Here is a 26,245-nt window from a genome sequence, read left to right on the forward strand (position 1 = left end):
AAGGAACGGACGATGGACATCAAATCTGCTGGATCGCGACCTTCTATGAAGGCGCCTGCCGAATACTTCACCGGTGCCGTTCGCCAGGACCCGCTGATGGACGCGCCCGAACCTGCGCGGGTGAGGGTGGTCAGCGTCACCTTCGAGCCCGGCGCTCGAACCGCTTGGCACACGCATCCCTTGGGACAGACACTGATCGTCACGTCGGGAAGGGGCCTTGCGCAGAGCTGGGGCGGACAACTCCGGGACATCCGGGCTGGAGATACCGTGTGGTTCGCGCCTGGTGAAAAGCACTGGCACGGCGCTGCGCCGGAAACGGCCATGACACATATCGCCATCCAGGAGGCCGTCGACGGCAACGCCGCCGACTGGATGGAACACGTCAGCGACGAGCAATACACCGCAAAGGCCTGACGGCGCCTAGAGGCGCTTCAGGCAATAGGAGAAATGCGCGTGCGATTCGACGGTGAGATACTCGAATTGCCAGCCAAAGTCCCTGCAGAACTTGGTCACGGCCTCGACCACGCCGTAGACGATGGGCTTGACAGTGTTGCCGGTGCAGAAGTCATGACCCGCAATTCTGCCGGTGCGCTTGACCTTTTTTTCGCACAGGAGAAGCTCTTGCCAGGTCAGCTCGAACGAGTGATCCGTGTCGATATAGGCCCAGTCCAGGAAATCGTCCTCGAAATCCGCAAGCCTGTCGAGTGACGTGCCCTGCATCAGGTGCAACTGGCCGGCCTCGATCTGATGCTTGAACTGCGTATGGATCTGATCGAGCCCGGAACTGTAGCGATCCATGCTCCACGGATCGATCAGGTATAGCCTCGCGGGGCGATTCTTTTCGAGGATCTCAGCCGTATATTCCCCAAACGCAGCGCCCACCTCGACGCCGATGCCGCCATTGGGGATGCGATAGAGCAGTTCCCCGCGATCGGGAAGCAGTCGCGCGTTTTCCAAGTGGTGGGCAGCCAGCTGGGTTCGCGGCATGCCCGCCCGCTGTGCCTGCCGTTCCTCGCGTGTTTTCATGATGCTGTCTCGAATTCTGATGAATGGGGCTGGCTAGCCATGCTGGCATATCCCCAGCCCTTATAGCCAGCCTAGTGCGACCTTGGCTAGACGTTCAGCAAAATGCGCCCTTGCCCACGGTGGTGCGGCGGCTCTGTCGGCTTCGTCTACCGGTAAATCAGCCAATCCTTCGGCACATGCGAGATATTGGCGACGCCATGAACGGAAACGCTGTCGCCGCCTGAAGCCTTCGCCATACCCAAGGCCTGCTCCGCAAATGTCATCAGTGCATCTGCGGCACGCGCCTGCTTGGACATGCATATTCCGACGGAGAAGGAGAGCAGGGCGGCCTGCTTGCCTGAGACGGGATGGGCAACGGGCATTCCTTTCAGTCGATCGCGAAGCCGATCGACAAGCCGCATGATCTCCGTCTCGTCGGCCGTTCGAAAAATGAAACCGAATCGCCCGCGATCGAATCGGCAGGCAAGATCCTCGCTGCCGAACATCGGTTGAATTAGGGCGCCGATCTTCTTGAGGACCGGTTCGATCAGATTTGGAATGGTCGTGATTGCCTCGTACCGGTCGAGTTCCGCAAAGGCGATCCCGCACAAGTCGGGAAGCCCGGACTTGTCATAGACTTTCGCCATTTCCTTGTTGAACATTCGGCGATTGCCCAATCCGGTTATCGCATCGGTGAACTTTGCAGCCTCGGCTGCTGCGGCCTCACGCTGCACCTGTTCAAGCTTTTGCGATTTTTCGACGACCTTGGAGGCAAGCATCGCGCTTTGCGCCTCACGATCATGCGTTGCCGAGGTCACCGATTTGAGAGACTGCTGGAGCGCGGTCTGGTCCGACGGATTGCTTGAATCGAATACGCGCGCCGCCTGACTGATCACGGTGCCGTATCGGGTCAGTGCCGACTTTTCCTCGTCGAGCAATGTCAGGATGCTCTGCAACTCTTCCCGAACCTGGCCTGACCGGCTTTCCAGCAGCCCGCCTTCGTAATGATGCGGCAGATACCGACGGCCGAGCTTGTCCAGGGCATCCTGCGTTCTTGCCGAGCCAAGAGATCGCAGTTCCCGCGCCAGATCCGGGCTGTTGCCCGTCATCGCCTCAAAAACGAGCTCGTAGTTCCGTGGCAGCCCGTCAATGCCCAGTTGCTGCATAATCGTAGCAACACGAAAGGCTACATGCGTGGTCGAATTCCCCGTAGGCTGCATCTGGTGTGCTCTCCAAAAACGACTTCATGTTCGCGACTGACGACCGATCGTTTACGCCGAGTTCTAAGTGCTCGGCGGCATCGTCGGGCAATCTCGGGGGAAGAGACTGCAACGCGACAGCCGTCGGGCAATGCTGGATGCGGGATTTCGACCAAACGACCTAAGACGGGGTCCCGCCGAATGCGCAGAGATATGGGAGAAGAACCGCGGCGCGTCATGCACAGACGGTAAGCAACATGGGAGGAAATTATGAGCTAGTCTTAATTAAGACGAGGTAAATACGAGAATCGCCAATTGCTGCCGACTGAGAAGGCCGCGCTGAAGCCCAAAACGAAGCTTGGACCAGTAATATCGCTAAGGGAAAAGAATGGTGGGCGATGAGAGACTCGAACTCCCGACATCCTCGGTGTAAACGAGGCGCTCTACCAACTGAGCTAATCGCCCTTCGCGAAGTCGGTCCGTTCGGTCCGCCGCGTTGGTGGCCGTGATCTATGCGGATCGCGTGGAAACCGCAAGAGCGTTTGTGAAGATTTTTTGATTTTTTTGAACGAGCGCCTTCATTTGGTAGCATTGCCTGCATTGCCGGCTGTGGATAAAATCGACGAGTGCGGCCGCGGGGTGCGACGCCGGCGAAACCGGCGATGCGACATGCCTGTTGAAAGAGGGCTGATTTGCTCACCGCTTTTCGCCGTTCGCAAACAAATCGCGGACTGTCATCGTTTTGTATCCAAACCTGCTTGACACTCAAATGCGAACCCCTTAGTTAGCCGCTCATCGAAGCGGCAAGCCTGCTTTGACAAGGACGCGAAAGCTTCCGGATTGCTTGAAATGAATGCGGGTGTAGCTCAGTTGGTTAGAGTGCCGGCCTGTCACGCCGGAGGTCGCGGGTTCGAGCCCCGTCACTCGCGCCATTTCAAAGCAAGTGCTGAAAAGCATGGTCCGGGTATCGTGTCTGAAATGCGCGGGTGTAGCTCAGTCGGTTAGAGTGCCGGCCTGTCACGCCGGAGGTCGCGGGTTCGAGCCCCGTCACTCGCGCCATTCTTTATAAATTTCAAACTGTTCCTCCTCCTGATATAACCGATGTACGCGCCGGCCGATGTTTGGCGTCCCTCGTTGGCGCCAGGCTTTCACATCCAGCCATGCAATATTCGATGGGCTGGCATGCGCTTGAATCAACTTCTGTGGATTTGTCGCGACATCATTGCATCTGCTTGATAATGTCGCACATCGACTGCTCGAATTGACCGTCTAAAGTCTTGCGCCGTGGCTCCGGCTGCGCTAACCACGGCTTGTTGCAACGCACGTTCGCTTGCCGGGCAAATGCCCACTTGCGCCTCCCGGCGCAGCCGGCAAGCAGGGATGAACCTGATGACTGGACTGCTCAGTTCCTATATTCCGATCGCCATTTTCATTGCTATCGCCCTTGTGATCGGCCTGTCGCTTCTGATTGCGCCTTTTGCCGTTGCTTACAAGGCGCCCGATTCGGAAAAGCTTTCGGCCTTTGAATGCGGCTTCAACGCATTTGACGACGCTCGTATGAAGTTCGATATCCGCTTCTACCTGGTGTCTATCCTCTTCATCATCTTCGACCTCGAAGTCGCCTTCCTGTTCCCCTGGGCCGTTTCTTTCGGCGCGATCGGCTGGTTCGGTTTCTGGTCCATGATGGTCTTCCTCGGTGTTCTGACCATCGGCTTTATCTATGAATGGAAAAAGGGAGCCCTGGAATGGGAGTAGCCCCAAGCGACAAGGCGCTCGTCGCGCCGCACCCGAAAGGCGTGATCGACCCGGCAACGGGCAAGCCGATCGGCAGCGACAGTGCGTTTTTCGGCGAAATCAACGATGAGTTGGCTGACAAGGGCTTCCTCGTTACCTCGACCCGCGACCTGATTACCTGGGCCCGTACGGGCTCGCTGATGTGGATGCAGTTCGGTCTGGCCTGCTGTGCCGTCGAAGGCCTCATGCAGGTTTCAGGTCCGCGTTACGACATGGAGCGCTTCGGTGTCGCGCCGCGCGCCTCGCCGCGCCAGTCGGACGTGATGATCGTTGCCGGCACGCTGACCAACAAGATGGCGCCCGCGCTCCGCAAGGTCTACGACCAGATGCCGGAGCCGCGTTACGTTATCTCCATGGGCTCCTGCGCAAACGGCGGCGGCTACTATCATTATTCCTATTCGGTCGTGCGTGGCTGCGACCGTGTCGTTCCTGTCGATATCTACGTGCCGGGCTGTCCCCCCACGGCAGAAGCATTGCTCTACGGGGTGCTGCTCCTGCAGAAGAAGATCCGTCGAACCGGAACGATCGAACGCTAAGGGCGGAGGACTGTTATGAGTGAAGCCTTGAGCGAACTGTCGTCGTATCTCCGAGAGATGCGCGGCGACCTGATTGTCGATGCGTCCATCAGCTATGACGAGCTCACGTTGACCGCAACGCCGGAAGCGATTTTGGCCCTGCTGACGTTCCTGCGCGACGACGCGCGCTGCGGTTTCATCAGCATGATCGATATCTGCGGTGTCGACTGGCCCCAGCGCGAGAAGCGCTTCGACGTGGTCTACCACCTGCTGTCGCCGAAGCAGAATCAGCGCATCCGTATCAAGGTTGCTGTAGCCGATGGTGAATCGGTGCCGTCGGCGACATCGGTCTACAAGGGTGCCGAGTGGTTCGAACGCGAAGCCTGGGACATGTATGGGATTCCTTTCTCGGGACATGCCGACCTTCGCCGTATTCTCACCGATTACGGCTTCGAAGGACATCCGCTGCGCAAGGACTTCCCGACGACAGGTTACGTCGAGGTTCGTTACGACGATGCCGCCAAGCGCGTCGTCTACGAACCCGTCGAACTGAAGCAGGAGTTCCGCAATTTCGATTTCATGTCCCCTTGGGAAGGCACGGACTACGTGCTGCCGGGAGACGAGAAGGCGGCGAAATAGCGATGAGGCTCGTATCTCTCGATGCCTCCCGGTTTGCCGTCCTATGCCAATTGCCAGCGCGGAGCGCGTCGCTATGACTGAACATAACGTTCGCAACTTTACGATCAACTTCGGACCGGAACACCCGTCCGCGCACGGTGTTCTGCGTCTCGTTCTTGAGCTCGATGGTGAAATCATCGAGCGGGTCGATCCGCATATCGGCCTTCTGCACCGCGGCACCGAAAAGCTGATCGAAACCAAGACCTATCTGCAGGCCGTTCCCTATTTCGATCGTCTCGACTATGTCGCGCCGATGAACCAGGAGCATGCATTCGCGCTCGCCGTCGAAAAGATGCTGAAGCTCGAAATTCCGATCCGCGGTCAGTTGATCCGCGTTCTCTACTCGGAAATCGGCCGTATCCTGTCGCACATCATGAACGTCACGACCCAGGCCATGGACGTCGGCGCGATGACGCCGCCAGTCTGGGGCTTCGAAGAGCGTGAAAAGCTCATGGTGTTCTACGAACGCGCCTGTGGCGCCCGCATGCATTCTGCCTACTTCCGTCCCGGCGGCGTCCATCAGGACATCCCGCCGGAACTGGTCGAGGATATCGGCAAGTGGTGCGATCCGTTCCTGAAGATTCTGGACGACATCGAAGGCCTGCTGACGCACAACCGCATTTTCAAGCAGCGCAACGTCGATATCGGCGTGGTCTCGTTGGAAGATGCGTGGTCCTGGGGCTTCTCGGGGGTCATGGTTCGCGGCTCGGGCGCTGCCTGGGACCTGCGTCGTTCGCAGCCCTACGAGTGCTACAACGACATGGAATTCGACATCCCGATCGGCAAGAATGGCGACTGCTACGATCGCTATCTGATCCGCATGATCGAAATGCGCCAGTCGGTGCGCATCATGAAGCAATGCGTAGAGCGGCTGATGGGCAACGCGAAGACTGGACCCGTTTCGTCGATCGACGGCAAGGTCGTGCCCCCGAAACGCGGGGAGATGAAGCGCTCGATGGAAGCCCTCATTCACCATTTCAAACTCTACACCGAAGGCTATCACGTGCCCGCCGGCGAAGTGTACGCAGCCGTCGAGGCGCCGAAGGGCGAGTTCGGCGTCTACGTCATCTCCGACGGCAGCAACAAACCCTATCGCTGCAAGATCCGCGCACCGGGCTATGCCCACCTTCAGGCGATGGATTTCCTGTGCAAGGGCCATATGCTCGCTGACGTCACGGCTGTACTCGGCTCGCTCGACATCGTGTTCGGCGAGGTAGATCGCTGATGCGCCTGCTGCCGCTCGTTGCCGTTGTTCTTCTCGCCGGTTCCGGGGCTCTCGCCCAGGAGATCGGCGGAATGGGCCCCAAACTGGGCCAGGAAGAGGCGACTCCGCCGGCAGGCAAGGCATCCATGGGCGAGCTGCTGTCCAAGGGCTATCAAATCAAGGCCGCCGTTCCAAACGGCGGCAAATTCGTTGTGTTTTTGCAAAAAGACCAGTCGGCCTACGCTTGCGAGATGAAGTCTCTGACGGCATCGCAGTGTGGCACACTAAACTGACAAGGCGTGAGGAAGAATGTCCGTTCGTCGATTAGCCGAAGATCAATTCCAGCCGGTTGCGTTTTCCTTTAGCGAGGAAAATGCTGCCTGGGCGGATAAGACGATCCAGAAATATCCCGCAGGCCGCCAGCAATCGGCGGTCATTCCGCTGTTGATGCGGGCACAGGAGCAGGACGGCTGGGTCACGCGCGCCGCGATCGAAAAAGTCGCCGATATGCTGGATATGGCATACATCCGCGTTCTCGAAGTGGCGACTTTCTATACCCAGTTCCAGCTCAATCCGGTCGGAACGCGCGCTCACATCCAGGTTTGCGGCACCACTCCCTGCATGCTGCGCGGTTCGGAAGGCCTGATGTCGGTCTGCAAGAGCAAGATCCATCAGCACCCGTTCGCGCGCAACGCCGAAGGAACGCTCTCCTGGGAAGAGGTCGAATGTCTCGGGGCCTGCGTCAATGCGCCCATGGTCATGATCGGCAAGGACACCTACGAGGATCTGACGCCGGAACGCCTCGAGCAGATCATCGACACGTTTGAAGCCGGCAATGGTGCCAGCATCACGCCGGGCCCGCAGATCGACCGTCACTTCTCCTCGCCTGAAGGCGGCCCGACGACGCTGACGGAAGAGCCGAAGGCGAAAAAGACGTCCGCAAAAAAGGCAGTCGCGGAAGCTGCGACCGCCAGCGTCGACGCTGCCCCGGTTCCGCCGTCCGAAGCGGCTCGCCCCAAAAGCACCGACGCAGAGACCAATGCCGCATTGAAGACGCCGGCAACGGCGCCGAAGGCAGCTGCCAAGAATGTGAAGGCAGTCGAAGAGCAGCCTTCACCGGCAACTGCTGCTCTTGCTACGGCAACCGCGAAGCCGTCGCTGACCGACAAGAACCGGCCGTCAGGCATCGAGAAGCCTGCTGCCCCTGATGATCTGAAGCTGATTTCCGGTGTCGGACCTAAGATCGAAGGCACGCTCCATGACCTCGGTATTTTCACCTTTGCGCAGGTCGCAAGCTGGAAAAAGGCCGAACGCGAATGGGTGGATGGCTACCTGAACTTCAAGGGCCGCATCGATCGCGACGACTGGGTTAAGCAGGCCAAGGCGCTCGCCAAGGGCGGCGAAGCGGAATATATCAAGGTCTTCGGCAAGAAGCCGCGGTAAGAGGTGAAGCATGTTACAAGATAAAGATCGCATCTTTACCAATATCTACGGCCTCAAGGACAAGTCTCTGAAGGGCGCGATGAGCCGCGGCCACTGGGATGGCACCAAACAGATCCTCGAAAAGGGTCGCGACTGGATCGTCAACGAGATGAAGGCGTCAGGCCTTCGCGGACGTGGCGGCGCAGGCTTCCCGACCGGTCTGAAGTGGTCCTTCATGCCCAAGGAAAGCGATGGTCGCCCGCACTACCTCGTCGTCAACGCCGACGAGTCGGAGCCGGGCACCTGCAAAGACCGCGACATCATGCGCCACGATCCGCATACGCTGATCGAAGGCTGCGTGATTGCCAGCTTCGCCATGGGTGCGAACGCAGCCTACATCTACGTACGCGGCGAATACATCCGCGAGCGCGAGGCGCTGCAGGCCGCGATCGACGAATGCTACGACTACGGCTTGCTGGGAAAGAACAACAAGCTCGGCTATCCCATTGACATTTATGTTCATCACGGCGCCGGCGCATACATCTGCGGCGAAGAGACAGCCTTGCTCGAAAGCCTCGAAGGCAAGAAGGGCCAGCCGCGCCTGAAGCCGCCGTTCCCGGCGAACATGGGCCTCTACGGCTGCCCAACGACCGTCAACAACGTCGAATCGATCGCGGTCGCGCCAACCATCCTGCGTCGCGGCGCTGGCTGGTTTTCTGCACTCGGTCGTCCGAACAACGTCGGCACCAAGCTGTTCATGCTCTCCGGTCACGTCAACAAGCCGTGCACGGTCGAAGAGGAAATGGGCATCACCTTCCGCGAACTCGTCGACAAGCATGGCGGCGGTATTCGCGGCGGCTGGGATAACCTGCTCGCCGTCATTCCGGGCGGTGCATCCTGCCCGATCGTTCCGGCCAAGGACATCATCGACTGCCCGATGGATTTCGATGGCTTGCGAGCCGTCGGTTCCTCGTTCGGAACGGCTGCCGCGATCGTCATGGACAAGTCCACCGACGTCATCAAGGCAATCGCCCGCATTTCCGCGTTCTTCAAGCATGAGAGCTGCGGCCAGTGCACGCCGTGCCGTGAAGGCACCGGCTGGATGTGGCGCGTCATGGAACGCATGGCCAAGGGCAATGCGCAGAAGCGCGAGATCGACATGCTGTTCCAGGTCACCAAGCAGATCGAGGGCCACACCATTTGTGCGCTCGGCGACGCCGCCGCATGGCCGGTGCAGGGTCTGATCCGTAACTTCCGTCCGGAGATCGAAGCACGCATCGACCAGTATACGGCGAGCGCAATGGATCACGGTGCGGTTCTCGAGGCTGCAGAATAAGGCTGATGATGTCGAAGGCGCCCGATAGCACTGACAATGAAGGAGCGGCCGATTTTTCGGCTGACTTCAGCCGTCTTGCTGCCGAGATGCTTGAAAATGCACGCGCCTTGCCACCGCTTATGGTCAATCCGGCCGCGGCCATGGCTGCCGCGACAGCGATCGGTTTCGGTTTCTCGTCGCAGATGGCTGGTGCGTTCTTCGGAGCCCTGCAAGGCGCGATGGAGGCCACCAACAAGCTGAAGGCCGTTCTCGACGAGACGCCGCCGGATGAGGGGAAGCCTGAAATCGAAGTCAAGCCTGAGAACATTCGCTCGGCACCCGCCAAGAAAGTGGCGAGCAAAGTGAAGCTTGCTGTTGTCCCGGTATCAGTGCCGGATGCGCCGAAGGCAAATCCGACGTCACGCGCCGGAAAGGCCGACGATCTGAAGCGGATCCCGGGTGTCGGTCCGAAGCTGGAGCAGGTGCTGAACGCCAGGGGCATACGCACCTTCGCTGACATCGCAGCCTGGTCTGACGATGACATCGCCCGGATCGAAGCAGAACTCGGCTTTGATGGCCGCATCGTGCGCGATGGCTGGACGACACAGGCCAAGGCGCTTGCGGCGAGGAGCCGGAAGCGGACGTGAATTTTCGGCCGGGATCGACCGGCCGGATCCAGGATAGGGCAAAGCGGCGGACGGGCAGGGGCCTAACGCTGCGAGTGCCGCATACCGCTCCCTCGGGATCGGTGAATAGAATTGGGACGACACCGGTGCTAGCGGGACAAAAATCCGGCCTGGCAGTGGAAGCGTTGCAAATGAGGTTTGTTTGCCGCCATCCGGCAAACGGAAAACAGGACTGAGTGACGATGGCAAAACTGAAGATTGACGGTAACGAGATCGAGGTCCCGGATCATTACACCCTCATTCAGGCGTGTGAGGAAGCCGGTGCTGAAGTTCCGCGCTTCTGCTTCCATGAACGCCTTTCGGTTGCCGGCAATTGCCGCATGTGCCTCGTCGAGGTCAAGGGCGGCCCGCCGAAGCCACAGGCATCCTGCGCGATGGGCGTGCGCGACATCCGTGGCGGCCCGAATGGCGAGCTGCCGGAGGTGTTCACCAACACGCCCATGGTCAAGAAGGCCCGCGAAGGCGTGATGGAATTCCTGCTGATCAACCATCCGCTGGATTGCCCGATCTGCGATCAGGGCGGCGAATGCGACCTGCAGGACCAGGCAATGGCCTTCGGCATCGACAGTTCGCGTTATCAGGAAGACAAGCGCGCCGTCGAAGACAAGTACATCGGCCCGCTCGTCAAGACTGTGATGAATCGCTGCATTCACTGCACGCGTTGTGTTCGCTTTACGACCGAGGTTGCCGGTATTGCCGAACTCGGCCTGATCGGCCGTGGCGAGGATGCCGAGATCACCACCTACCTCGAGCAGGCGATGACCTCCGAGCTGCAGGGCAACGTTGTTGACCTCTGCCCGGTCGGCGCCTTGACCTCCAAGCCTTTCGCTTTCACGGCCCGTCCATGGGAACTGAACAAGACCGAATCGATCGACGTCATGGACGCTCTCGGTTCCGCGATCCGCGTGGATACCCGCGGCCGCGAGGTCATGCGCGTACTGCCGCGCGTCAATGACCAGATCAATGAGGAGTGGATCTCCGACAAGAGCCGCTTCATCTGGGATGGCCTGAAGACACAGCGCCTCGACAAGCCCTATGTCCGCAAGGGCGGACGCCTGCAAGCAGCCACTTGGGGCGAAGCCTTCAGTGCGATCAAGGCGGCTGTTTCGGCAACGACGGGTGAGAAGATTGGCGCGATCGCCGGCGATCTGGCTTCCGTTGAAGAAATGTACGCGCTCTCCGAGCTGGTGAAGTCGCTCGGTTCCGCGAACCTCGACTGTCGCCAGGATGGGGCGGCACTCGATCCGTCGCTCGGTCGTGCAAGCTATGTCTTCAACCCGACGATCGAAGGCATAGAGCAGGCCGACGCTCTTCTCATCATCGGCTCCAATCCGCGTTTCGAAGCGGCTGTTCTCAACGCCCGCATCCGCAAGCGCTGGCGCCGGGGCAACTTCCCGATCGGCGTGATCGGCGAGGGCGGCGAGCTTCGGTATGACTATGAATACCTCGGCTCCGGTCCGGATACACTCAAGGATCTGGTTGATGGCAACCATGCCTTCGCGAAGGTCCTGACGGATGCGAAGAAGCCGATGATCATCATCGGCCAGGGCGCTCTGTCGCGCGCGGATGGCTCTGGCGTGCTTGCAAGTGCCGCAAAGCTTGCCGGCAATGTCGGTGCGGTGGTCGAAGGCTGGAACGGCTTTGCCGTCCTGCATACGGCCGCATCGCGCGTCGGCGGTCTTGATCTCGGCTTCGTTCCGGGCGCCAAGGGTGTTAATGCTGCCGAGATGCTGACGTCGTTGGACGTTCTGTTCCTCCTCGGGGCAGACGAACTGAATTTCACGACAAAGAAGGCGAAGCTCACCGTCTACATCGGCTCGCATGGCGACGAGGGCGCGCAGAATGCCGACGTCATCCTGCCGGCAGCTGCCTATACGGAAAAATCAGGCACCTGGGTCAACACCGAAGGCCGGGTCCAGATGGGCAATCGGGCTGGCTTCGCGCCGGGCGATGCTCGCGAAGACTGGGCTATCCTGCGTGCATTGTCCGACGTGCTCGGCAAGAAGCTTCCGTTTGATTCGCTTAGCCAATTGCGCGCAAACCTGTATGCCGTTTTCCCGCATTTCGCCGCTCTCGACGAGATCGCCGAGAGCGACAGCGCCAAAATTGCCGCAGTTGCAAAAAAAGCCGGCAAGATGAACAAATCCGGGTTTGCGTCGCCTGTGAAAGACTTCTATTTGACGAACCCAATCGCGCGTGCTTCGGCTGTCATGGCCGAGTGCTCGGCATTGGCCCGCAACAACTTCAAAGTCGCGGCAGAGTAAGGGCAGAGGACTATGGAATCGTTCTTTTCAACATACGTCTGGCCCGGCCTCATCATGGTCGGTCAGTCGCTTCTCGTCCTCGTCTGCCTGCTCGTTTTCATCGCCTACATTCTGTTGGCCGACCGCAAGGTCTGGGCAGCCGTCCAGCTGCGCCGTGGTCCGAATGTGGTGGGTCCGTTCGGTCTTTTCCAGTCTTTCGCCGATCTTTTGAAGTTTGTCTTCAAGGAGCCCGTGATTCCGGCTGGCGCCGACAAGGCGGTCTTCCTCCTCGCACCGCTTGTCACAGTGCTGCTGGCGCTTTCGACCTGGGCTGTCGTCCCCTTTGCCGATGGCTGGGTGATCTCCAACATCAACGTCGGTATCCTCTACATCTTCGCGATATCGTCTCTCGAGGTGTACGGCGTCATCATGGGCGGCTGGGCTTCGAACTCGAAGTATCCATTCCTCGGCGCACTTCGCTCCGCGGCACAGATGGTGTCCTACGAAGTCTCGATCGGCTTCGTCATCGTCACCGTCCTGCTTTGCGTGGGATCGCTGAACCTCACGGATATCGTTCACGCTCAGCAGAGCGGCATCGGTACGCGTCTCGGCCTGCCGGCGTCCTTCCTGGACTGGCATTGGCTGGCGCTGTTCCCGATGTTCATCATCTTCTTCATTTCGGCGCTCGCCGAGACGAACCGTCCGCCTTTCGACCTTCCGGAAGCTGAATCGGAACTCGTCGCCGGCTTCATGGTCGAATACGGCTCCGCCCTCTACATGATGTTCATGCTCGGCGAATACGCAGCCATCGTCCTGATGTGCTCGCTGACGACGATCCTGTTCCTCGGAGGCTGGCTGCCGCCTGTCGACGTCTGGTTCCTGAACTGGGTCCCCGGCATCATCTGGTTCATGCTGAAGTCGTGCCTGGTGTTCTTCATGTTCGCGATGGTCAAGGCATTCGTACCCCGCTATCGCTACGACCAGCTCATGCGCCTCGGCTGGAAAGTGTTCCTTCCTCTCTCGCTCGCCATGGTCGTTATCGTTGCATTCGTGCTGAAGCTGATGGGTTCGTGACTATGTCGACCCTCGTTTCAAGCAATATTGGAGGTTGAAGATGGCAGGCTTGTCCAACGCTGTCAGCTCGCTGTTCCTGAAGGAATTCGTCAGTGCGTTCTGGCTGACCTTCCGGTATATTTTTAAGCAGAAGGCAACGATCAACTACCCCTTCGAGAAGGGGCCGGTCAGCCCGCGTTTCCGTGGCGAACACGCATTGCGCCGCTATCCCAACGGTGAAGAGCGCTGCATCGCCTGCAAGCTTTGCGAGGCGATCTGTCCTGCCCAGGCGATTACGATCGAAGCCGGACCGCGCCGCAACGACGGGACGCGCCGCACGGTGCGTTACGACATCGACATGGTGAAGTGCATCTATTGCGGCTTCTGCCAGGAGGCGTGCCCGGTCGATGCGATCGTCGAAGGCCCCAATTTCGAATTCGCGACGGAAACCCGCGAAGAGCTCTACTTCGACAAGGCGCGGCTTCTTGAGAATGGCGATCGGTGGGAACGCGAAATCGCGCGCAACATTGCGTTGGACTCGCCGTACCGCTGATCGACATTGAAAATGCCGGAAGAGGCTGCGTAGGGCGTCTTCCGGTCAATATGCACCTAAGCTTTGCTGGATATCTCCGCGCGAAGCTTCATCGGGCAGGGAAATTCCCGGCGCCCGGGGGAAGATGAAAAAGGCACCAACATGGGTCTGCAGGCTCTATTTTTCTATCTTTTCGCCTTTATCGCGATAGCGTCGGCGTTCATGGTTATCTGGTCGAAGAACCCGGTTCACTCGGTTCTCTTCCTGATCCTGGTTTTCTTTAACGCGGCGGGCCTCTTCCTGCTGCTTGGCGCTGAATTCCTCGCGATGATCCTGCTCGTCGTGTACGTCGGCGCGGTGGCCGTTCTCTTCCTCTTCGTGGTCATGATGCTCGACATCGACTTCACGGAGCTGCGCGCGGGCGTTCTCGATTATGCGCCGATCGGTGCGCTGATCGGTGTGATCCTTGCAGCCGAACTGATCGTTGTCGTCGGCGGCACCGTCATTTCCCCTGAGATCGCAAAGTCGGTCGCGATGCCGATCCCGGCCATTACCGAGCGTGCCAACACTGCGGCTCTCGGCGATGTGCTCTATACGAACTACGTCTACTTCTTCCAGATCGCCGGACTGGTGCTGCTCGTCGCGATGATCGGGGCTATCGTCCTGACGCTCAAACATCGCACGCACGTCAAGCGTCAGAACATTGCCGATCAGGTTGCCCGCAATCCGGCGACCGCCGTCGAGTTGGTCAAGGTAAAGCCTGGACAAGGTCTTTGAGGCAGGCGCGAGCTTAAGGAACAAACACAATGGTCATCGGACTTTCCCATTACCTGACGGTCAGCGCCATCCTCTTCACGCTCGGCGTCTTCGGCATCTTCCTGAATAGGAAGAACATCATCGTCATTCTGATGTCGATCGAGCTCATTCTGCTTGCGGTCAACATCAATATGGTCGCCTTCTCGTCGTTCCTGAACGATATCGTCGGCCAGGTCTTCGCATTGTTCATTCTGACCGTCGCCGCTGCTGAAGCCGCGATCGGTCTCGCAATTCTCGTCGTCTTCTACCGCAACCGCGGCTCCATCGCCGTGGAAGACGTCAATATGATGAAGGGCTGATAAGGCTATGTTTTTATATAAGGCTATCGTCTTTCTTCCCCTGATTGGCGCTGTTATCGCCGGCCTTTTCGGCCGCGCAATCGGCGCCAAGGCATCGGAATTTGTGACCACCGGCTTCATGGTGATTGCCGCGGTCCTGTCCTGGTACGTCTTCATCACCGTCGGCATGGGCCACCATGAGGGAGGCCCGATCAAGGTCGAAGTGCTGCGCTGGATCCAGTCCGGCGGCATCGATGTCTCCTGGGCGCTGCGCATCGATACGCTGACCTCGGTCATGCTGATCGTCGTGAACACAGTCTCGACACTGGTTCACATCTACTCGATCGGGTACATGCATCATGACCCGCATCGCCCGCGCTTCTTCGCGTATCTCTCGCTCTTTACTTTCGCCATGCTGATGCTGGTGACGTCCGACAACCTCGGCCAGATGTTCTTCGGTTGGGAAGGTGTTGGCCTTGCCTCGTATCTGCTCATCGGCTTCTGGTACAAGAAGCCATCGGCGAACGCCGCCGCGATGAAGGCCTTTATCGTCAACCGTGTTGGCGACTTCGGCTTTATCCTCGGTATTGCCAGCCTCTTCGTTCTTTTCGGTGCGATCAACTTCGACACCATCTTCGCCAATGCCGCGAGCTTTGCTCCGGCAGAAGGCGGCGAGGGCGGTGAGATCGTTCTCAACCTGTTCGGCATGCATCTCGACAAGGCTCACGCGCTGACCGGCGCCTGCCTGCTCCTTTTCATGGGCGCGATGGGCAAGTCGGCGCAGTTCCTGCTCCACACGTGGCTGCCTGACGCCATGGAAGGTCCGACACCCGTTTCGGCGCTGATCCATGCTGCAACCATGGTCACCGCCGGCGTCTTCCTCGTCGCCCGCATGTCGCCGCTATTCGAGCTTTCGCCGGATGCCCTGGTCGTCGTGACTGTCATTGGCGCGATTACTGCCTTCTTCGCGGCTACAGTGGGCCTCGTGCAGAACGACATCAAGCGCGTCATCGCCTATTCGACCTGTTCGCAGCTCGGCTACATGTTTGTCGCGCTCGGCGTCGGCGCCTATGGCGCGGCGATCTTCCACCTCTTCACGCACGCCTTCTTCAAGGCACTCCTGTTCCTCTGTGCTGGCTCGGTCATCCACGCCGTCGATGGTGAACAGGACATGCGTTACATGGGTGGCCTGCGTCCGCACATTAAGGTCACATTCTGGATGATGATCATCGGCACGCTCGCGATCACCGGTGTTGGCATTCCCTTCACCTCGGTCGGCTTCGCAGGCTTCTTCTCGAAGGACGTGATCATCGAGGCGACCTATGCTTCGCATTCGCCCGTCGCAGGCTTCGCATTCGCGATGCTGGTCATTGCTGCGCTCTTTACCAGCTTCTATTCCTGGCGCCTGATATTCCTGACCTTCTTCGGCAAGCCGCGGGCTTCGCACGAGGTCATGCATCACGTGCACGAATCGCCGCAGGTCATGCTGGTGCCGCTCTATATCCTGGCGATCGGCGCCGTCGCCGCCGGCTTCCTGTTCGAAGGCCGCTTCTACGGCGAGGAGTATGCCGAGTTCTGGAAGGGCGCGCTCTTTACCGGTGCCGAGAACGAACTGGTGGAGCAATTCCATCACGTTCCGGCCATTGTCGCGCTCAGCCCATTCATCGCGATGATCATCGGTTTCGTCACGGCCTGGTACATGTACATCAAGTCGCCGTCGACACCGGCCGTTCTCGCCAGGCAGCACCGCGTGCTCTACCAGTTCCTCTTGAACAAGTGGTATTTCGACGAACTCTACGACTTCCTCTTCGTCCGCTCGGCAAAGGCGCTTGGCCGCTTCCTGTGGAAGAAGGGTGACGTTGGCGTCATCGACACCTATGGACCGAACGGCATTGCCGCTCGCGTCGTCGACGTCACCAATCGCGTGGTCCGTCTGCAGACCGGTTACCTCTATCACTACGCGTTCGCCATGCTGATCGGCATCGCTGCGCTCGTTACCTGGATGATGCTCGGGAGTGCCCTTTGATGACCGATTGGCCTATTCTTTCCACGGTCACCTTCCTGCCGTTCGTCGGCGTGGTGCTCCTGCTTCTGATGAACGAGAACGGCCCGAACGGTCGCCGCAACGTGCTCAACATCGCGTTGCTCACGACTGTCGTTACCTTCATCGTCTCGCTCTTCATCTGGATCGGCTTCGACAATGCGAACCCGGGCTTCCAGATGCTCGAGAAGCACGGCTGGCTGGGAACCGGCATCAGCTATCATATGGGTGTTGACGGCATTTCGATGCTGTTCGTCATCCTGTCGACTTTCCTCATGCCCTTCTGCGTTCTGGCGAGCTGGTTCGCCGTCGAGAAGCGCCTGAAGGAATACATGATCGCCTTCCTGGTGCTGGAAGTGATGATGGTCGGCGTCTTCGTGTCGCTCGATATCGTTCTCTTCTACGTCTTCTTCGAAGCCGGCCTTATCCCGATGTTCCTGATCATCGGCGTCTGGGGTGGCAAGGATCGCGTTTACGCCAGCTACAAGTTTTTCCTCTACACGCTGCTTGGCTCGGTGCTGATGCTGCTCGCCATCATGGCGATGTATTGGCAGGCCGGCACGACGGATATTCCGGCGCTGCTCGCCTACAAGTTCCCGCCGCAGATGCAGACATGGCTATGGCTAGCCTTTTTCGCCTCGTTCGCGGTCAAGATGCCGATGTGGCCGGTCCACACATGGCTTCCCGACGCTCACGTTCAGGCGCCTACGGCAGGTTCGGTCATCCTGGCAGGTGTGCTCCTGAAGCTCGGCGGATACGGCCTGATCCGATTCTCGCTCGGCATGTTCCCCGTTGCATCCGACTACTTCGCGCCGATGGTCTTCGCGTTGTCCGTCATAGCCATCATTTACACCTCGCTGGTGGCGCTGATGCAGGACGACATCAAGAAGCTGATCGCCTACTCGTCGGTCGCCCACATGGGCTACGTGACGATGGGTATCTTCGCCGCCAATGCGCAGGGTCTGCAGGGCTCGATCTTCCAGATGCTGTCGCACGGTATCGTTTCGGGTGCGCTTTTCCTCTGCGTCGGCGTAGTCTACGACCGTACCCATACCCGCGAGATCGCGGCCTATGGCGGCCTGGTCAACAACATGCCGAAGTATGCTGTCGCGATGATGGTCTTCACCATGGCCAACGTCGGCCTTCCCGGCACGTCGGGCTTCGTCGGTGAATTCCTGACGCTGATCGGAGTTTTCCGGGTCAACAGCTGGGTTGCGCTCTTTGCTGCGACGGGCGTTATCCTGTCGGCTGCCTATGCTCTCTGGCTCTATCGTCGGGTGATCTTCGGCGCACTGGAAAAGGAAAAGCTCAAGGCTCTCCTCGACCTCACGCCGCGCGAACAGCTGATCCTCTATCCGATGATTGCACTCACAATCTTCTTCGGCGTCTATCCGGCTCCGGTATTCGACGTGACCGCCGCGTCTGTCGATCAACTGGTTCACAGCTATTCAGCCGCAGTCCAGGCAGCGCAGAATGTTGCGCTGTCGATGAAATGATGACGGGACTTTTGGGACATGACCTCTGAAACAATTCTCGCAAGCCTGCATCTTTCAATTCCGGAGCTGATCCTCGCGATCGGTGCCCTGGTTCTGCTGATGATCGGCGTCTTCACGGGTGAACGCTCGGGCCGCATGGTCAGCGTTCTCGCGTTGATCGTCATCGCGGCTGCTGCGCTCTGGCTCGTCTTCGTGCCGAGCGAGGGCCTCGCCTATGGTGGCGTCTTCCTATCGGACGGCTTCGCCCGGTTCATGAAGGTAACGGCGCTGGTCGGTTCGTTCGTGACGCTCTTCATGTCACTCGGCCTTGCCAAGGAGAACCAGCTCGACAAGTTCGAGTTCCCGGTTCTGCTCGTGCTCTGCACGCTCGGCATTTTGCTGATGATCTCCGCGAACGACCTGATCTCGCTGTACCTCGGCCTCGAACTGCAGTCGCTCGCGATCTACGTGATTGCCGCGATCAACCGCGACAGCGTGAAGTCCACGGAGGCGGGCCTGAAGTACTTCGTGCTCGGCGCCCTGTCCTCGGGCATGCTGCTTTACGGCATGTCGCTGGTCTACGGCTTCACCGGTCACACGAACTTCGCTGATGTCGCCCACGCCCTCACGATCGACGGCGCCCGTTCGCTCGGCCTGATCTTCGGTCTCGTCTTCATCCTGGCCGGCATCGCCTTCAAAATTTCGGCCGTTCCGTTTCACATGTGGACGCCCGACGTCTATGAAGGTGCGCCGACGCCCGTAACGGCCTTCCTGGCAAGCGCCCCCAAGGTTGCCGCGATGGCCATGATGACCCGTATCGTCATCTCTGCCTTCCAGCCGGTCCTCGCAGACTGGCAGCAGGTCGTCGTCTTCATCTCGATCGCCTCGATGCTGCTCGGCTCCTTCGCCGCAATCGGCCAGAAGAACATCAAGCGACTGATGGCCTACTCTTCGATCGGTCACATGGGCTACGCGCTCGTCGGCCTTGCCGCCGGCACGCAGACGGGCGTATCGGGCGTGATGCTCTACATGGTCATTTACATGGTCATGACGCTGGGCAGCTTTGCGATCATCATGTCGATGCGCCGCAAGGACGGAACCATGGTCGAAAGCGTCAGCGACCTGGCAGGCCTCTCGACCACGAACCCCTTCATGGCGACGGTGCTGACCGTACTCATGTTCTCGCTGGCCGGTATTCCGCCGCTTGCTGGCTTCTTCGGGAAGTATTTCGTCTTTATCGCCGCCATTGAGGCAAAGCTCTATGCGCTCGCCATCATCGGCGTTCTCGCATCGGTCGTCGGCGCTTACTATTACCTGCGCGTCATCAAGCTGATGTGGTTCGATGAGGCGACTGGTGAGTTCGCCCGCGTTTCCGGCTCGTTGCGTCTGGTCTTCGGCGTCTCCGGTCTGTTCGTTCTCGCCTATGTCCTCATCGGTGGTCCGATCGGCGGTGCGGCAGAGCTTGCTGCGGCGACGCTGTTCTGATGAGCTTCGAGGCACGGGGTCGGATGTCGCTCGACGATTTCCGGCACGAGGCTCTGTCGGAGACATCGTCCACCAATAGCGAATGCCTTGCCCGGGCTCGGGCAGGGGACCGCGGTCTCCTCTGGGTGACGGCGGAGCGACAGACAGGCGGTCGCGGCCGCCGTGGGCGTCCCTGGATCTCGGAGCGGGGCAATCTGTATGCCTCGCTGCTCCTGATCGATCCGGCTCCAATGGAGCGCCTGGGCTCCCTGCCGCTCGCCATCGCCGTTGCGGTGCACCAGGCGATCCGCCAGGTACTGCCCCCGCAGGCTGAACGGCTCGAGGTTAAGTGGCCGAACGACATTCTGATCGGACGCAAGAAGACCTGCGGCATTCTTGTCGAGGGCGAAAGCCTGCCAGATGGCCGCCACGCACTCGTCATTGGTATCGGCATCAATGTATCTGTCATGCCGGACAACCCGCTTTATCCCGTGACCTGCATTCGCGAACAGGGAAGTGCGGTCTCGCCGGAAGAGCTCTTTGCGCATCTTTTTGCCTCGATGGCCCAGGTGCTTGGTGCCTGGGATCGCGGTCGCGGCATTCGCGAGATCACTGCCCGCTGGCGCGAGGTGGCGTGCGGCATAGGCGAAAAAATAACGGTCAACCTGCCGGACCGGTCGATTTCCGGCCACTTCGCCGGAATTGATGATAATGGCCTGTTGATGCTCGATACTGGGGCAGGCAGGATGATGACGATCGCCGCCGGCGACGTCTTCTTTGGATGATTGGAAAAACGAAGACTATGGCGAAGCAGGACGAACTGGTATTTCTGCCTTTGGGCGGCGTCGGCGAGATCGGTATGAATCTCGCCCTTTATGGCTATGGCCCGTCCGAGCAGCGCCAGTGGATCATGGTCGACTGCGGCGTCACCTTCCCGGGGCCGGATCTTCCCGGCGTCGATCTCGTGCTGCCCGACATCCGTTTCCTTGCCAAACAGCGCAAGAACCTGAAGGCAATCATCATAACCCACGCGCACGAGGATCACTACGGCGCGTTGGCTGACCTTTGGCCCGGCCTCAACGTGCCTGTCTACGCCTCGAAGTTCACGGCCGGGTTGCTGGAAGCCAAGCGGAGTTACGAGAAGTCGGCGATCGGTGAGATTCCGATTACGCCGTTTACCGCTGGCGATACGATCAACGTCGGCCCGTTCAGTATCGAAGGCGTGGGCGTCAATCACTCCATTCCCGAGCCGATGTCGCTGATGATCCGTACACCGGCGGGCAATGTCATCCATACCGGCGACTGGAAGATCGACCACGAACCGTCGCTCGGCCCGTTGACCGACGAAACGCGCTTCCGCCAGCTCGGCGACGAGGGCGTGCTGGCGCTGATGTGCGACTCGACCAATGCGCTGCGCGATGGCGTCTCGCCTTCCGAGAAAGACGTCTCCGAAAGCCTGCGAAAGATCATCGAGAACGCCGAGGGCCGCGTTGCGATCACAACGTTTTCGTCGAATGTCGGCCGTATCAGGACGATTGCCGAAGCGGCGGAGGCCGCGGGTCGCGAGGTCCTGCTGCTTGGAAGTTCGCTGAAGCGCGTCGTCGACGTCTCGCGCGATATCGGCATTATGGAAGGCGTGAAGCCGTTCATCTCCGAAGAGGAATACGGCTATATCCCGCGCGACAAGGTCGTTGTTATCCTGACGGGCAGCCAGGGCGAGTCTCGCGCGGCACTCGCCAAGCTCTCCCGCGACGAAATGCGCAATGTCGCGCTCGCAGCGGGCGACATCGTCGTCTTCTCGTCCCGTGCCATTCCGGGCAATGAAAAGGCGATCCAGGACATCAAGAACGGCCTCGTCGAGCAGGGTGTCCACTGCATCACCGACAGCGAGGCGCTGGTCCACGTTTCCGGCCATCCGCGCCGCAACGAGCTGCAGAAGATGTATGAATGGACGCGCCCGAAGGTCGTCGTTCCAGTCCACGGCGAGGCAACGCATCTGACCGCCCACAAGGAGTTGGCGGAACAGTCGGGGATCAAGATCGTCCCGCGCGTGCGCAACGGCGATGTCCTGCGGCTGGCTCCTGGTACCGTCGAGGTGATCGACGAGGCGCCTCACGGGCGGATCTACAAGGATGGCACCCTGATCGGCGACTTCGACGAGATGGGCATCGGCGAACGCAAGAAGCTCTCCTACGTCGGCCATGTCGCCTTCAATCTCGTCATCGACGCTCGCTACGACATTGTCGGCGAGCCGGATATCGTCGCCATCGGCCTGCCGGTCTACGACGATGAAGGAGACGAGATGGAAGATGCGCTTTATGACGCAGCCGTCGGCGCCATTGAGAGCATTCCGCGCGCCCGGCGCAAAGATCTGGATCTGCTGCAGGAGTCAGCTCGTCGTGCTATTCGCGCCGCTGCCAACCAGATCTGGGGCAAGAAGCCGGTCGTTACAGTCTTCGTCAACAAGGTCTGACCGATGCTCGGCCGGGTCAATCACGTCGCTCTCGTCGTACCGGACCTCGCCTCGGCAACTGAGGCCTATCGGGATACGCTCGGAGCAACCGTATCATTGCCTCAGGCCCTGCCGGAGCACGGCGTTACCGTCGTGTTCGTGGAGCTGCCGAACACAAAAATCGAACTCCTGGAGCCGCTGGGAGAAGATTCTCCGATCGCCGCGTTCCTCGACAAGAATCCGTCCGGCGGCATGCACCACGTTTGCTACGAGGTTGGCGACATATTCGCCGCCCGCGACCACCTGGTGCGCGCCGGCGCAAGAGTGCTCGGAGGCGGGGATCCAAGGATTGGAGCGCACGGCAAGCCGGTGCTCTTCCTGCATCCGAAAGACTTCTTCGGCACGTTGATCGAGCTCGAACAGGTCTAGACTCCGCTGCGGCAGAGTGACCCAAACCCTGCAAATTCCGGGAGAGCGCTCAAAGCTGCTTTGAGTTGGCGGCCAAACGGGCTTATAAGCACGCCAAACGCGGTTTTCGCGCAGACGTTCAGCGGGACATATCATGCTGCAGATTTTTTTACAGGGCTTCGCCGTCTACTTCATCGTCTGGTGGATCACCCTCTTTGCGGTGCTTCCGATCGGCCTGCGCACGCAGGCGGACGACAATGATATCGTGCTCGGCACCGTTCACAGCGCGCCGACGCGCTTTCGTCCGGTCTTTGTTTTCTCCATGACGACCGCTATTTCAGCTGTCATCTATGCGCTCTGGTATATTTCTTCGAATTACTTCGGATGGGGTTTTGACGCCTTGCCGCAGATCGGGCCATCGTTCTCGAATGTGTGAGGGCGTTTGCCCAGCTTTTGGGCAGATGCAATTGAGGCCGTCACACAGATGTCATCATACTGGCGCATGGAGATGCCGTTACGGAATAGAGACCTTCCGTTACGGCAGGCCGCCCGCACTGGGACACAACAGTGAAAGCAAAAAACCAAAAAAAAACAAGGCTAAAAGCCTTGTTTTAAGTATCGCGTGATCCTTAACCGTTGCCGGGGCTGCGACTAGCGCGCCTAAGATCTGATCCTCCCAAGACTTGACCGCGAATTCGGCAGAGATTTACCTCTCTGCCTGTTTTGTGGGCTCAAGCTAGCTCAAAGATTGGGCTTTGTCATCAGATTTTTTTGCATTTTTGCTACACTCTAGCAATTTTTTTCTGTTGATAAGAATTTCGTGCAAACCATTATAATCCTGCGTTTTTATTCGTCTTTCTGTTTCGCGGGTCCGAACTTGCATTAACGGTAGGCTCCACGAACCCATCGCGGGTTTCCTTCCTGCCGCGAAGCGGATATGAACGCTGCCAACATTCGTGATTGCCTTCGATTCCGCCACCGGCGGTTTCTCAACAGCTCTGGAATTCGCCATGCGTCTGTCTCGCTATTTCATGCCCATCCTCAAGGAAAATCCCAAGGAGGCGGAAATCGTCTCCCACCGGCTGATGCTGCGCGCCGGCATGATCCGGCAGCAGTCGCAGGGGATCTATTCCTGGCTGCCTCTGGGCAAGCGCGTCCTTGACAAGGTGAACAACATCATCCGCGAGGAGCAGGACCGCTCTGGCGCGATAGAGCTTTCGATGCCGACGCTGCAGTCCGCCGAACTCTGGCAGGAAAGCGGCCGCTATGACGCATACGGCAAGGAAATGCTGCGCATCAAGGATCGCCAGGATCGTCCGATGTTGTATGGGCCGACCAATGAGGAAATGGTAACGGATATCTTCCGTTCTTACGTCAAGTCCTACAAGGACCTGCCACTCAACCTCTATCACATCCAGCTGAAATTCCGCGACGAGATCCGTCCGCGTTTCGGTACCATGCGCTCGCGGGAGTTCATGATGAAGGACGCCTATTCCTTCGATCTGACGCGCGAAGGAGCAGAACACTCCTACAAGAAGATGTTTGCCGCCTACCTGCGCACATTCGATCGTCTGGGGCTGCGCGCCATTCCCATGCGGGCCGACACCGGTCCCATCGGCGGCGATCTGAGCCATGAATTCATCATTCTTGCAGAGACCGGTGAATCCGAAGTCTATAGCCACAGGGATTTTGTCAATTTCGATATTCCTGCAGTCGATACGGATTTTGACGATGTCGCGGGCCTGAATGCAATCTTCGACAAGTGGACGTCCGTCTATGCGGCCACTTCCGAGATGCACGACGAAGCCGCGTTCAATGCCATTCCGGATGCCGAGCGACTTTCGGCGCGGGGGATTGAAGTCGGCCACATCTTCTACTTCGGCACGAAATACTCCGATCCGATGGGCGCGAAAGTGCAGGGACCGGACGGCAAGGAACATGCGGTCCACATGGGTTCCTACGGTATCGGCCCGACCCGCCTTGTTCCCGCCATCATCGAAGCCTCGCATGACGAGAACGGAATCATCTGGCCGGCGTCGGTAGCGCCGTTCGATGCGGTCGTGATCAACATGAAGGCGGGCGATGCTGCCTGCGACGCTGCCTGCGAGAATATCTACGCGGCGCTTTCGAAGGCCGGCAAGGACGTTCTCTACGACGATACGGACGATCGCGCCGGAACCAAGTTTGCGACCGCCGATCTGATCGGCGTTCCGATCCAGATCATTGCCGGTCCGCGTGCGGTCGCGAACGGCGAAGTAGAAGTCAAGGACCGCAAGACCGGCGCCCGCGAAACGATGACCATCGACGCGGCGATTAACAAGCTCTTGAGCTAAGAAGGCGGGAGGCAAAATGGCAGACGCAGCGGTGAGCCGGCGGGGTTCTGAATCCGGCTCGGCTCCGGCCAGCCGGCCATTTTCCGCCTTCGAGCGTTTGGTGGCCTGGCGCTATCTGCGCGCCCGACGGAAGGAAGCGTTCATATCGGTCATCGCCGGCTTTTCCTTTATCGGGATCATGCTCGGCGTTGCGACCCTCATCATCGTCATGGCGGTCATGAACGGCTTTCGAACGGAGCTGATTTCCCGCATACTGGGCATCAACGGTCACATGATCGTACAGCCGGTGGATGGGCCGTTCACGGATTACGCTGCACTGACCGACCGGTTCGCCGGTGTCCCCGGCATAAAGCTGGCTCTGCCGCTTGTCGAGGGCCAGACGCTCGCGTCGGGGGCCGGGGGCGCTGGCACGGGCGCGCTGGTCCGCGGTATTCGTCCTGAAGACCTCTCGAAGGTGAAAACCGTCTCGGACAATATCAAGTCTGGCGATCTCGTCGGCTTTGCCGCCGGGCAGGGCGTTCTGATCGGCTCGCGCATGGCCGACCAGCTGGGGCTTCAGGCGGGGGACAACATTACCCTGATATCACCGGAAGGTGACGTGACGCCGATGGGCATCAACCCGCGCGTCAAATCCTACAAGGTCTCGGGTATCTTCGAGATCGGCATGTCGGAATATGATGCGACCATCATCTACATGCCGCTCGAGGAAGCCCAGCTCTATTTCAATGCCGAAGGGCTGGTGCAATCCATCGAACTCTTCGTCGACAATCCTGATGATATCGATGGACTGCGGCCCAAGGTCGAAGCGGCAGCCGGACGGCAGATTGCGGTGACCGATTGGCGCCAGCGTAACCAGACCTTCTTCTCGGCGCTTCAGGTCGAGCGCAACGTCATGTTCATGATCCTGACGCTGATCGTCCTCGTGGCTGCGCTGAACATTATTTCCGGTCTCATCATGCTGGTGAAGGACAAGGGCAGCGATATCGCCATCCTGCGCACCATGGGCGCGAGTTCCGGAGCCATCATGCGTATCTTCTTCATGACCGGTGCGGCGATCGGCATCGTCGGAACGCTGGCAGGTGTGCTGCTCGGCGTCGTCGTCTGCGTCAACATCGAAAAGATCCGCGGATTCTTCTCGTGGATATCGGGAACCGTTCTTTTCGATCCGCAGCTCTATTTCCTCAGTCAGTTGCCCGCTGAAATGAATCTCGGCGAAACGATCTCGGTCGTGATCATGGCGCTCACGCTCTCCTTCATCGCAACGATCTTCCCGGCATGGCGAGCCTCCAGGCTCGATCCCGTCCAGGCCCTGCGCTACGAATAAGGAATGCT

General features: G+C 59.3%; 26 protein-coding genes and 3 tRNA genes. 25 read left to right on the forward strand and 4 right to left on the reverse strand.

From position 1 onward, the window contains the following. Positions 1-12: 12 nt before the first annotated feature. Complete coding sequence (locus ASC97_RS04805) at positions 13-414, forward strand: (R)-mandelonitrile lyase (protein ID WP_057467219.1); 402 nt, start codon at positions 13-15, stop codon at positions 412-414. A 6-nt stretch (positions 415-420) separates the two neighbouring features. Here the strand turns inward: ASC97_RS04805 and ASC97_RS04810 are convergent, their stop codons facing one another. The 3 genes from ASC97_RS04810 to ASC97_RS04820 all read right to left on the reverse strand — a co-directional run bounded on the left by ASC97_RS04810 (position 421) and on the right by ASC97_RS04820 (position 2,669). Beyond that, positions 421-1,026 carry a class I SAM-dependent methyltransferase gene (locus tag ASC97_RS04810; protein ID WP_057467220.1) on the reverse strand — a complete coding sequence of 202 codons (606 nt, stop codon included), beginning with the start codon at positions 1,024-1,026 and terminating at the stop codon, positions 421-423. A 146-nt stretch (positions 1,027-1,172) separates the two neighbouring features. Then, positions 1,173-2,225, reverse strand: coding sequence for a GGDEF domain-containing protein (locus tag ASC97_RS04815; RefSeq protein ID WP_057467221.1), 1,053 nt, complete (start codon positions 2,223-2,225; stop codon positions 1,173-1,175). 368 nt (positions 2,226-2,593) lie between these two features. Continuing rightward, positions 2,594-2,669: transfer RNA gene (locus ASC97_RS04820), tRNA-Val, on the reverse strand. 390 nt (positions 2,670-3,059) lie between these two features. Between ASC97_RS04820 and ASC97_RS04825 the strand changes: the two genes are divergently transcribed. The 22 genes from ASC97_RS04825 to ASC97_RS04930 all read left to right on the forward strand — a co-directional run bounded on the left by ASC97_RS04825 (position 3,060) and on the right by ASC97_RS04930 (position 23,016). After that, a tRNA-Asp gene (locus ASC97_RS04825) sits at positions 3,060-3,136 on the forward strand. Positions 3,137-3,186: 50 nt separating this feature from the next. Beyond that, positions 3,187-3,263: transfer RNA gene (locus ASC97_RS04830), tRNA-Asp, on the forward strand. A gap of 330 nt (positions 3,264-3,593) precedes the next feature. Beyond that, the gene (locus ASC97_RS04835) at positions 3,594-3,959 is read left to right on the forward strand and encodes an NADH-quinone oxidoreductase subunit A (protein WP_056537832.1); all 366 of its coding nucleotides are present in this window, start codon (positions 3,594-3,596) and stop codon (positions 3,957-3,959) included. Continuing rightward, a complete protein-coding gene (locus tag ASC97_RS04840) occupies positions 3,950-4,534 on the forward strand; it encodes a NuoB/complex I 20 kDa subunit family protein (protein WP_037063407.1) in 585 nt (194 codons plus the stop codon). The genes ASC97_RS04835 and ASC97_RS04840 overlap by 10 nt, the downstream gene beginning before the upstream one ends. A gap of 15 nt (positions 4,535-4,549) precedes the next feature. Continuing rightward, positions 4,550-5,152, forward strand: coding sequence for an NADH-quinone oxidoreductase subunit C (locus tag ASC97_RS04845; protein WP_057467222.1), 603 nt, complete (start codon positions 4,550-4,552; stop codon positions 5,150-5,152). A 73-nt stretch (positions 5,153-5,225) separates the two neighbouring features. Beyond that, positions 5,226-6,416 (forward strand): NADH-quinone oxidoreductase subunit D, encoded by a 1,191-nt coding sequence (locus ASC97_RS04850; protein WP_057467223.1) that lies wholly within the window; start codon positions 5,226-5,228, stop codon positions 6,414-6,416. Next, a complete protein-coding gene (locus ASC97_RS04855) occupies positions 6,416-6,688 on the forward strand; it encodes a hypothetical protein (RefSeq protein ID WP_057467224.1) in 273 nt (90 codons plus the stop codon). Before ASC97_RS04850 ends, ASC97_RS04855 begins: the two co-directional genes overlap by 1 nt. Positions 6,689-6,704: 16 nt before the next feature. Then, positions 6,705-7,838 carry an NADH-quinone oxidoreductase subunit E gene (locus tag ASC97_RS04860; protein ID WP_057467225.1) on the forward strand — a complete coding sequence of 378 codons (1,134 nt, stop codon included), beginning with the start codon at positions 6,705-6,707 and terminating at the stop codon, positions 7,836-7,838. Between the two features lie 10 nt (positions 7,839-7,848). Next, entirely contained in the window at positions 7,849-9,153 is a 1,305-nt protein-coding gene (gene nuoF / locus ASC97_RS04865) for an NADH-quinone oxidoreductase subunit NuoF (RefSeq protein WP_057467226.1), read from the forward strand. Between the two features lie 5 nt (positions 9,154-9,158). Then, on the forward strand, positions 9,159-9,779 hold the full coding sequence (locus ASC97_RS04870) for a helix-hairpin-helix domain-containing protein (protein WP_057467227.1): 621 nt from the start codon (positions 9,159-9,161) through the stop codon (positions 9,777-9,779). Between the two features lie 221 nt (positions 9,780-10,000). After that, positions 10,001-12,082: an NADH-quinone oxidoreductase subunit NuoG gene (gene nuoG / locus ASC97_RS04875; protein WP_057467228.1), complete on the forward strand. Its 2,082-nt coding sequence runs from the start codon at positions 10,001-10,003 to the stop codon at positions 12,080-12,082. Positions 12,083-12,094: 12 nt separating this feature from the next. Then, positions 12,095-13,135, forward strand: coding sequence for an NADH-quinone oxidoreductase subunit NuoH (gene nuoH / locus ASC97_RS04880; RefSeq protein ID WP_057467229.1), 1,041 nt, complete (start codon positions 12,095-12,097; stop codon positions 13,133-13,135). Positions 13,136-13,175: 40 nt separating this feature from the next. Continuing rightward, the gene (gene nuoI, locus ASC97_RS04885; protein ID WP_037063430.1) at positions 13,176-13,667 is read left to right on the forward strand and encodes an NADH-quinone oxidoreductase subunit NuoI; all 492 of its coding nucleotides are present in this window, start codon (positions 13,176-13,178) and stop codon (positions 13,665-13,667) included. A 141-nt stretch (positions 13,668-13,808) separates the two neighbouring features. Next, entirely contained in the window at positions 13,809-14,423 is a 615-nt protein-coding gene (locus ASC97_RS04890; RefSeq protein ID WP_057467230.1) for an NADH-quinone oxidoreductase subunit J, read from the forward strand. Between the two features lie 29 nt (positions 14,424-14,452). After that, a complete protein-coding gene (gene nuoK, locus ASC97_RS04895) occupies positions 14,453-14,761 on the forward strand; it encodes an NADH-quinone oxidoreductase subunit NuoK (protein ID WP_018900202.1) in 309 nt (102 codons plus the stop codon). A 7-nt stretch (positions 14,762-14,768) separates the two neighbouring features. Then, complete coding sequence (gene nuoL, locus ASC97_RS04900) at positions 14,769-16,766, forward strand: NADH-quinone oxidoreductase subunit L (protein ID WP_057467231.1); 1,998 nt, start codon at positions 14,769-14,771, stop codon at positions 16,764-16,766. Continuing rightward, entirely contained in the window at positions 16,766-18,277 is a 1,512-nt protein-coding gene (locus ASC97_RS04905; protein WP_057467232.1) for an NADH-quinone oxidoreductase subunit M, read from the forward strand. Before nuoL ends, ASC97_RS04905 begins: the two co-directional genes overlap by 1 nt. 18 nt (positions 18,278-18,295) lie before the next feature. Beyond that, positions 18,296-19,741: an NADH-quinone oxidoreductase subunit NuoN gene (gene nuoN, locus ASC97_RS04910; RefSeq protein WP_057467233.1), complete on the forward strand. Its 1,446-nt coding sequence runs from the start codon at positions 18,296-18,298 to the stop codon at positions 19,739-19,741. Beyond that, positions 19,741-20,505 carry a biotin--[acetyl-CoA-carboxylase] ligase gene (locus ASC97_RS04915; protein WP_057467234.1) on the forward strand — a complete coding sequence of 255 codons (765 nt, stop codon included), beginning with the start codon at positions 19,741-19,743 and terminating at the stop codon, positions 20,503-20,505. The genes nuoN and ASC97_RS04915 overlap by 1 nt, the downstream gene beginning before the upstream one ends. Positions 20,506-20,522: 17 nt before the next feature. Beyond that, entirely contained in the window at positions 20,523-22,193 is a 1,671-nt protein-coding gene (locus tag ASC97_RS04920) for a ribonuclease J (RefSeq protein ID WP_057467235.1), read from the forward strand. Between the two features lie 3 nt (positions 22,194-22,196). Further along, positions 22,197-22,601, forward strand: coding sequence for a methylmalonyl-CoA epimerase (gene mce, locus ASC97_RS04925; RefSeq protein ID WP_057467236.1), 405 nt, complete (start codon positions 22,197-22,199; stop codon positions 22,599-22,601). A gap of 133 nt (positions 22,602-22,734) precedes the next feature. Then, complete coding sequence (locus ASC97_RS04930) at positions 22,735-23,016, forward strand: DUF1467 family protein (RefSeq protein WP_057467237.1); 282 nt, start codon at positions 22,735-22,737, stop codon at positions 23,014-23,016. A 300-nt stretch (positions 23,017-23,316) separates the two neighbouring features. Here the strand turns inward: ASC97_RS04930 and ASC97_RS33765 are convergent, their stop codons facing one another. Then, complete coding sequence (locus ASC97_RS33765; RefSeq protein WP_156390311.1) at positions 23,317-23,592, reverse strand: hypothetical protein; 276 nt, start codon at positions 23,590-23,592, stop codon at positions 23,317-23,319. Between ASC97_RS33765 and proS the strand changes: the two genes are divergently transcribed. Next, positions 23,591-24,913, forward strand: a complete 1,323-nt coding sequence (gene proS / locus ASC97_RS04935; protein ID WP_057467296.1) for a proline--tRNA ligase — start codon at positions 23,591-23,593, stop codon at positions 24,911-24,913. The two genes, ASC97_RS33765 and proS, sit on opposite strands and share 2 nt — an antisense overlap. 16 nt (positions 24,914-24,929) lie before the next feature. After that, complete coding sequence (locus ASC97_RS04940; RefSeq protein ID WP_057467238.1) at positions 24,930-26,237, forward strand: lipoprotein-releasing ABC transporter permease subunit; 1,308 nt, start codon at positions 24,930-24,932, stop codon at positions 26,235-26,237. The last annotated feature ends 8 nt before the right edge of the window (positions 26,238-26,245 follow it).

The organism is Rhizobium sp. Root1203, from assembly GCF_001424945.1.
Classification (GTDB): Bacteria; Pseudomonadota; Alphaproteobacteria; order Rhizobiales; family Rhizobiaceae; genus Rhizobium.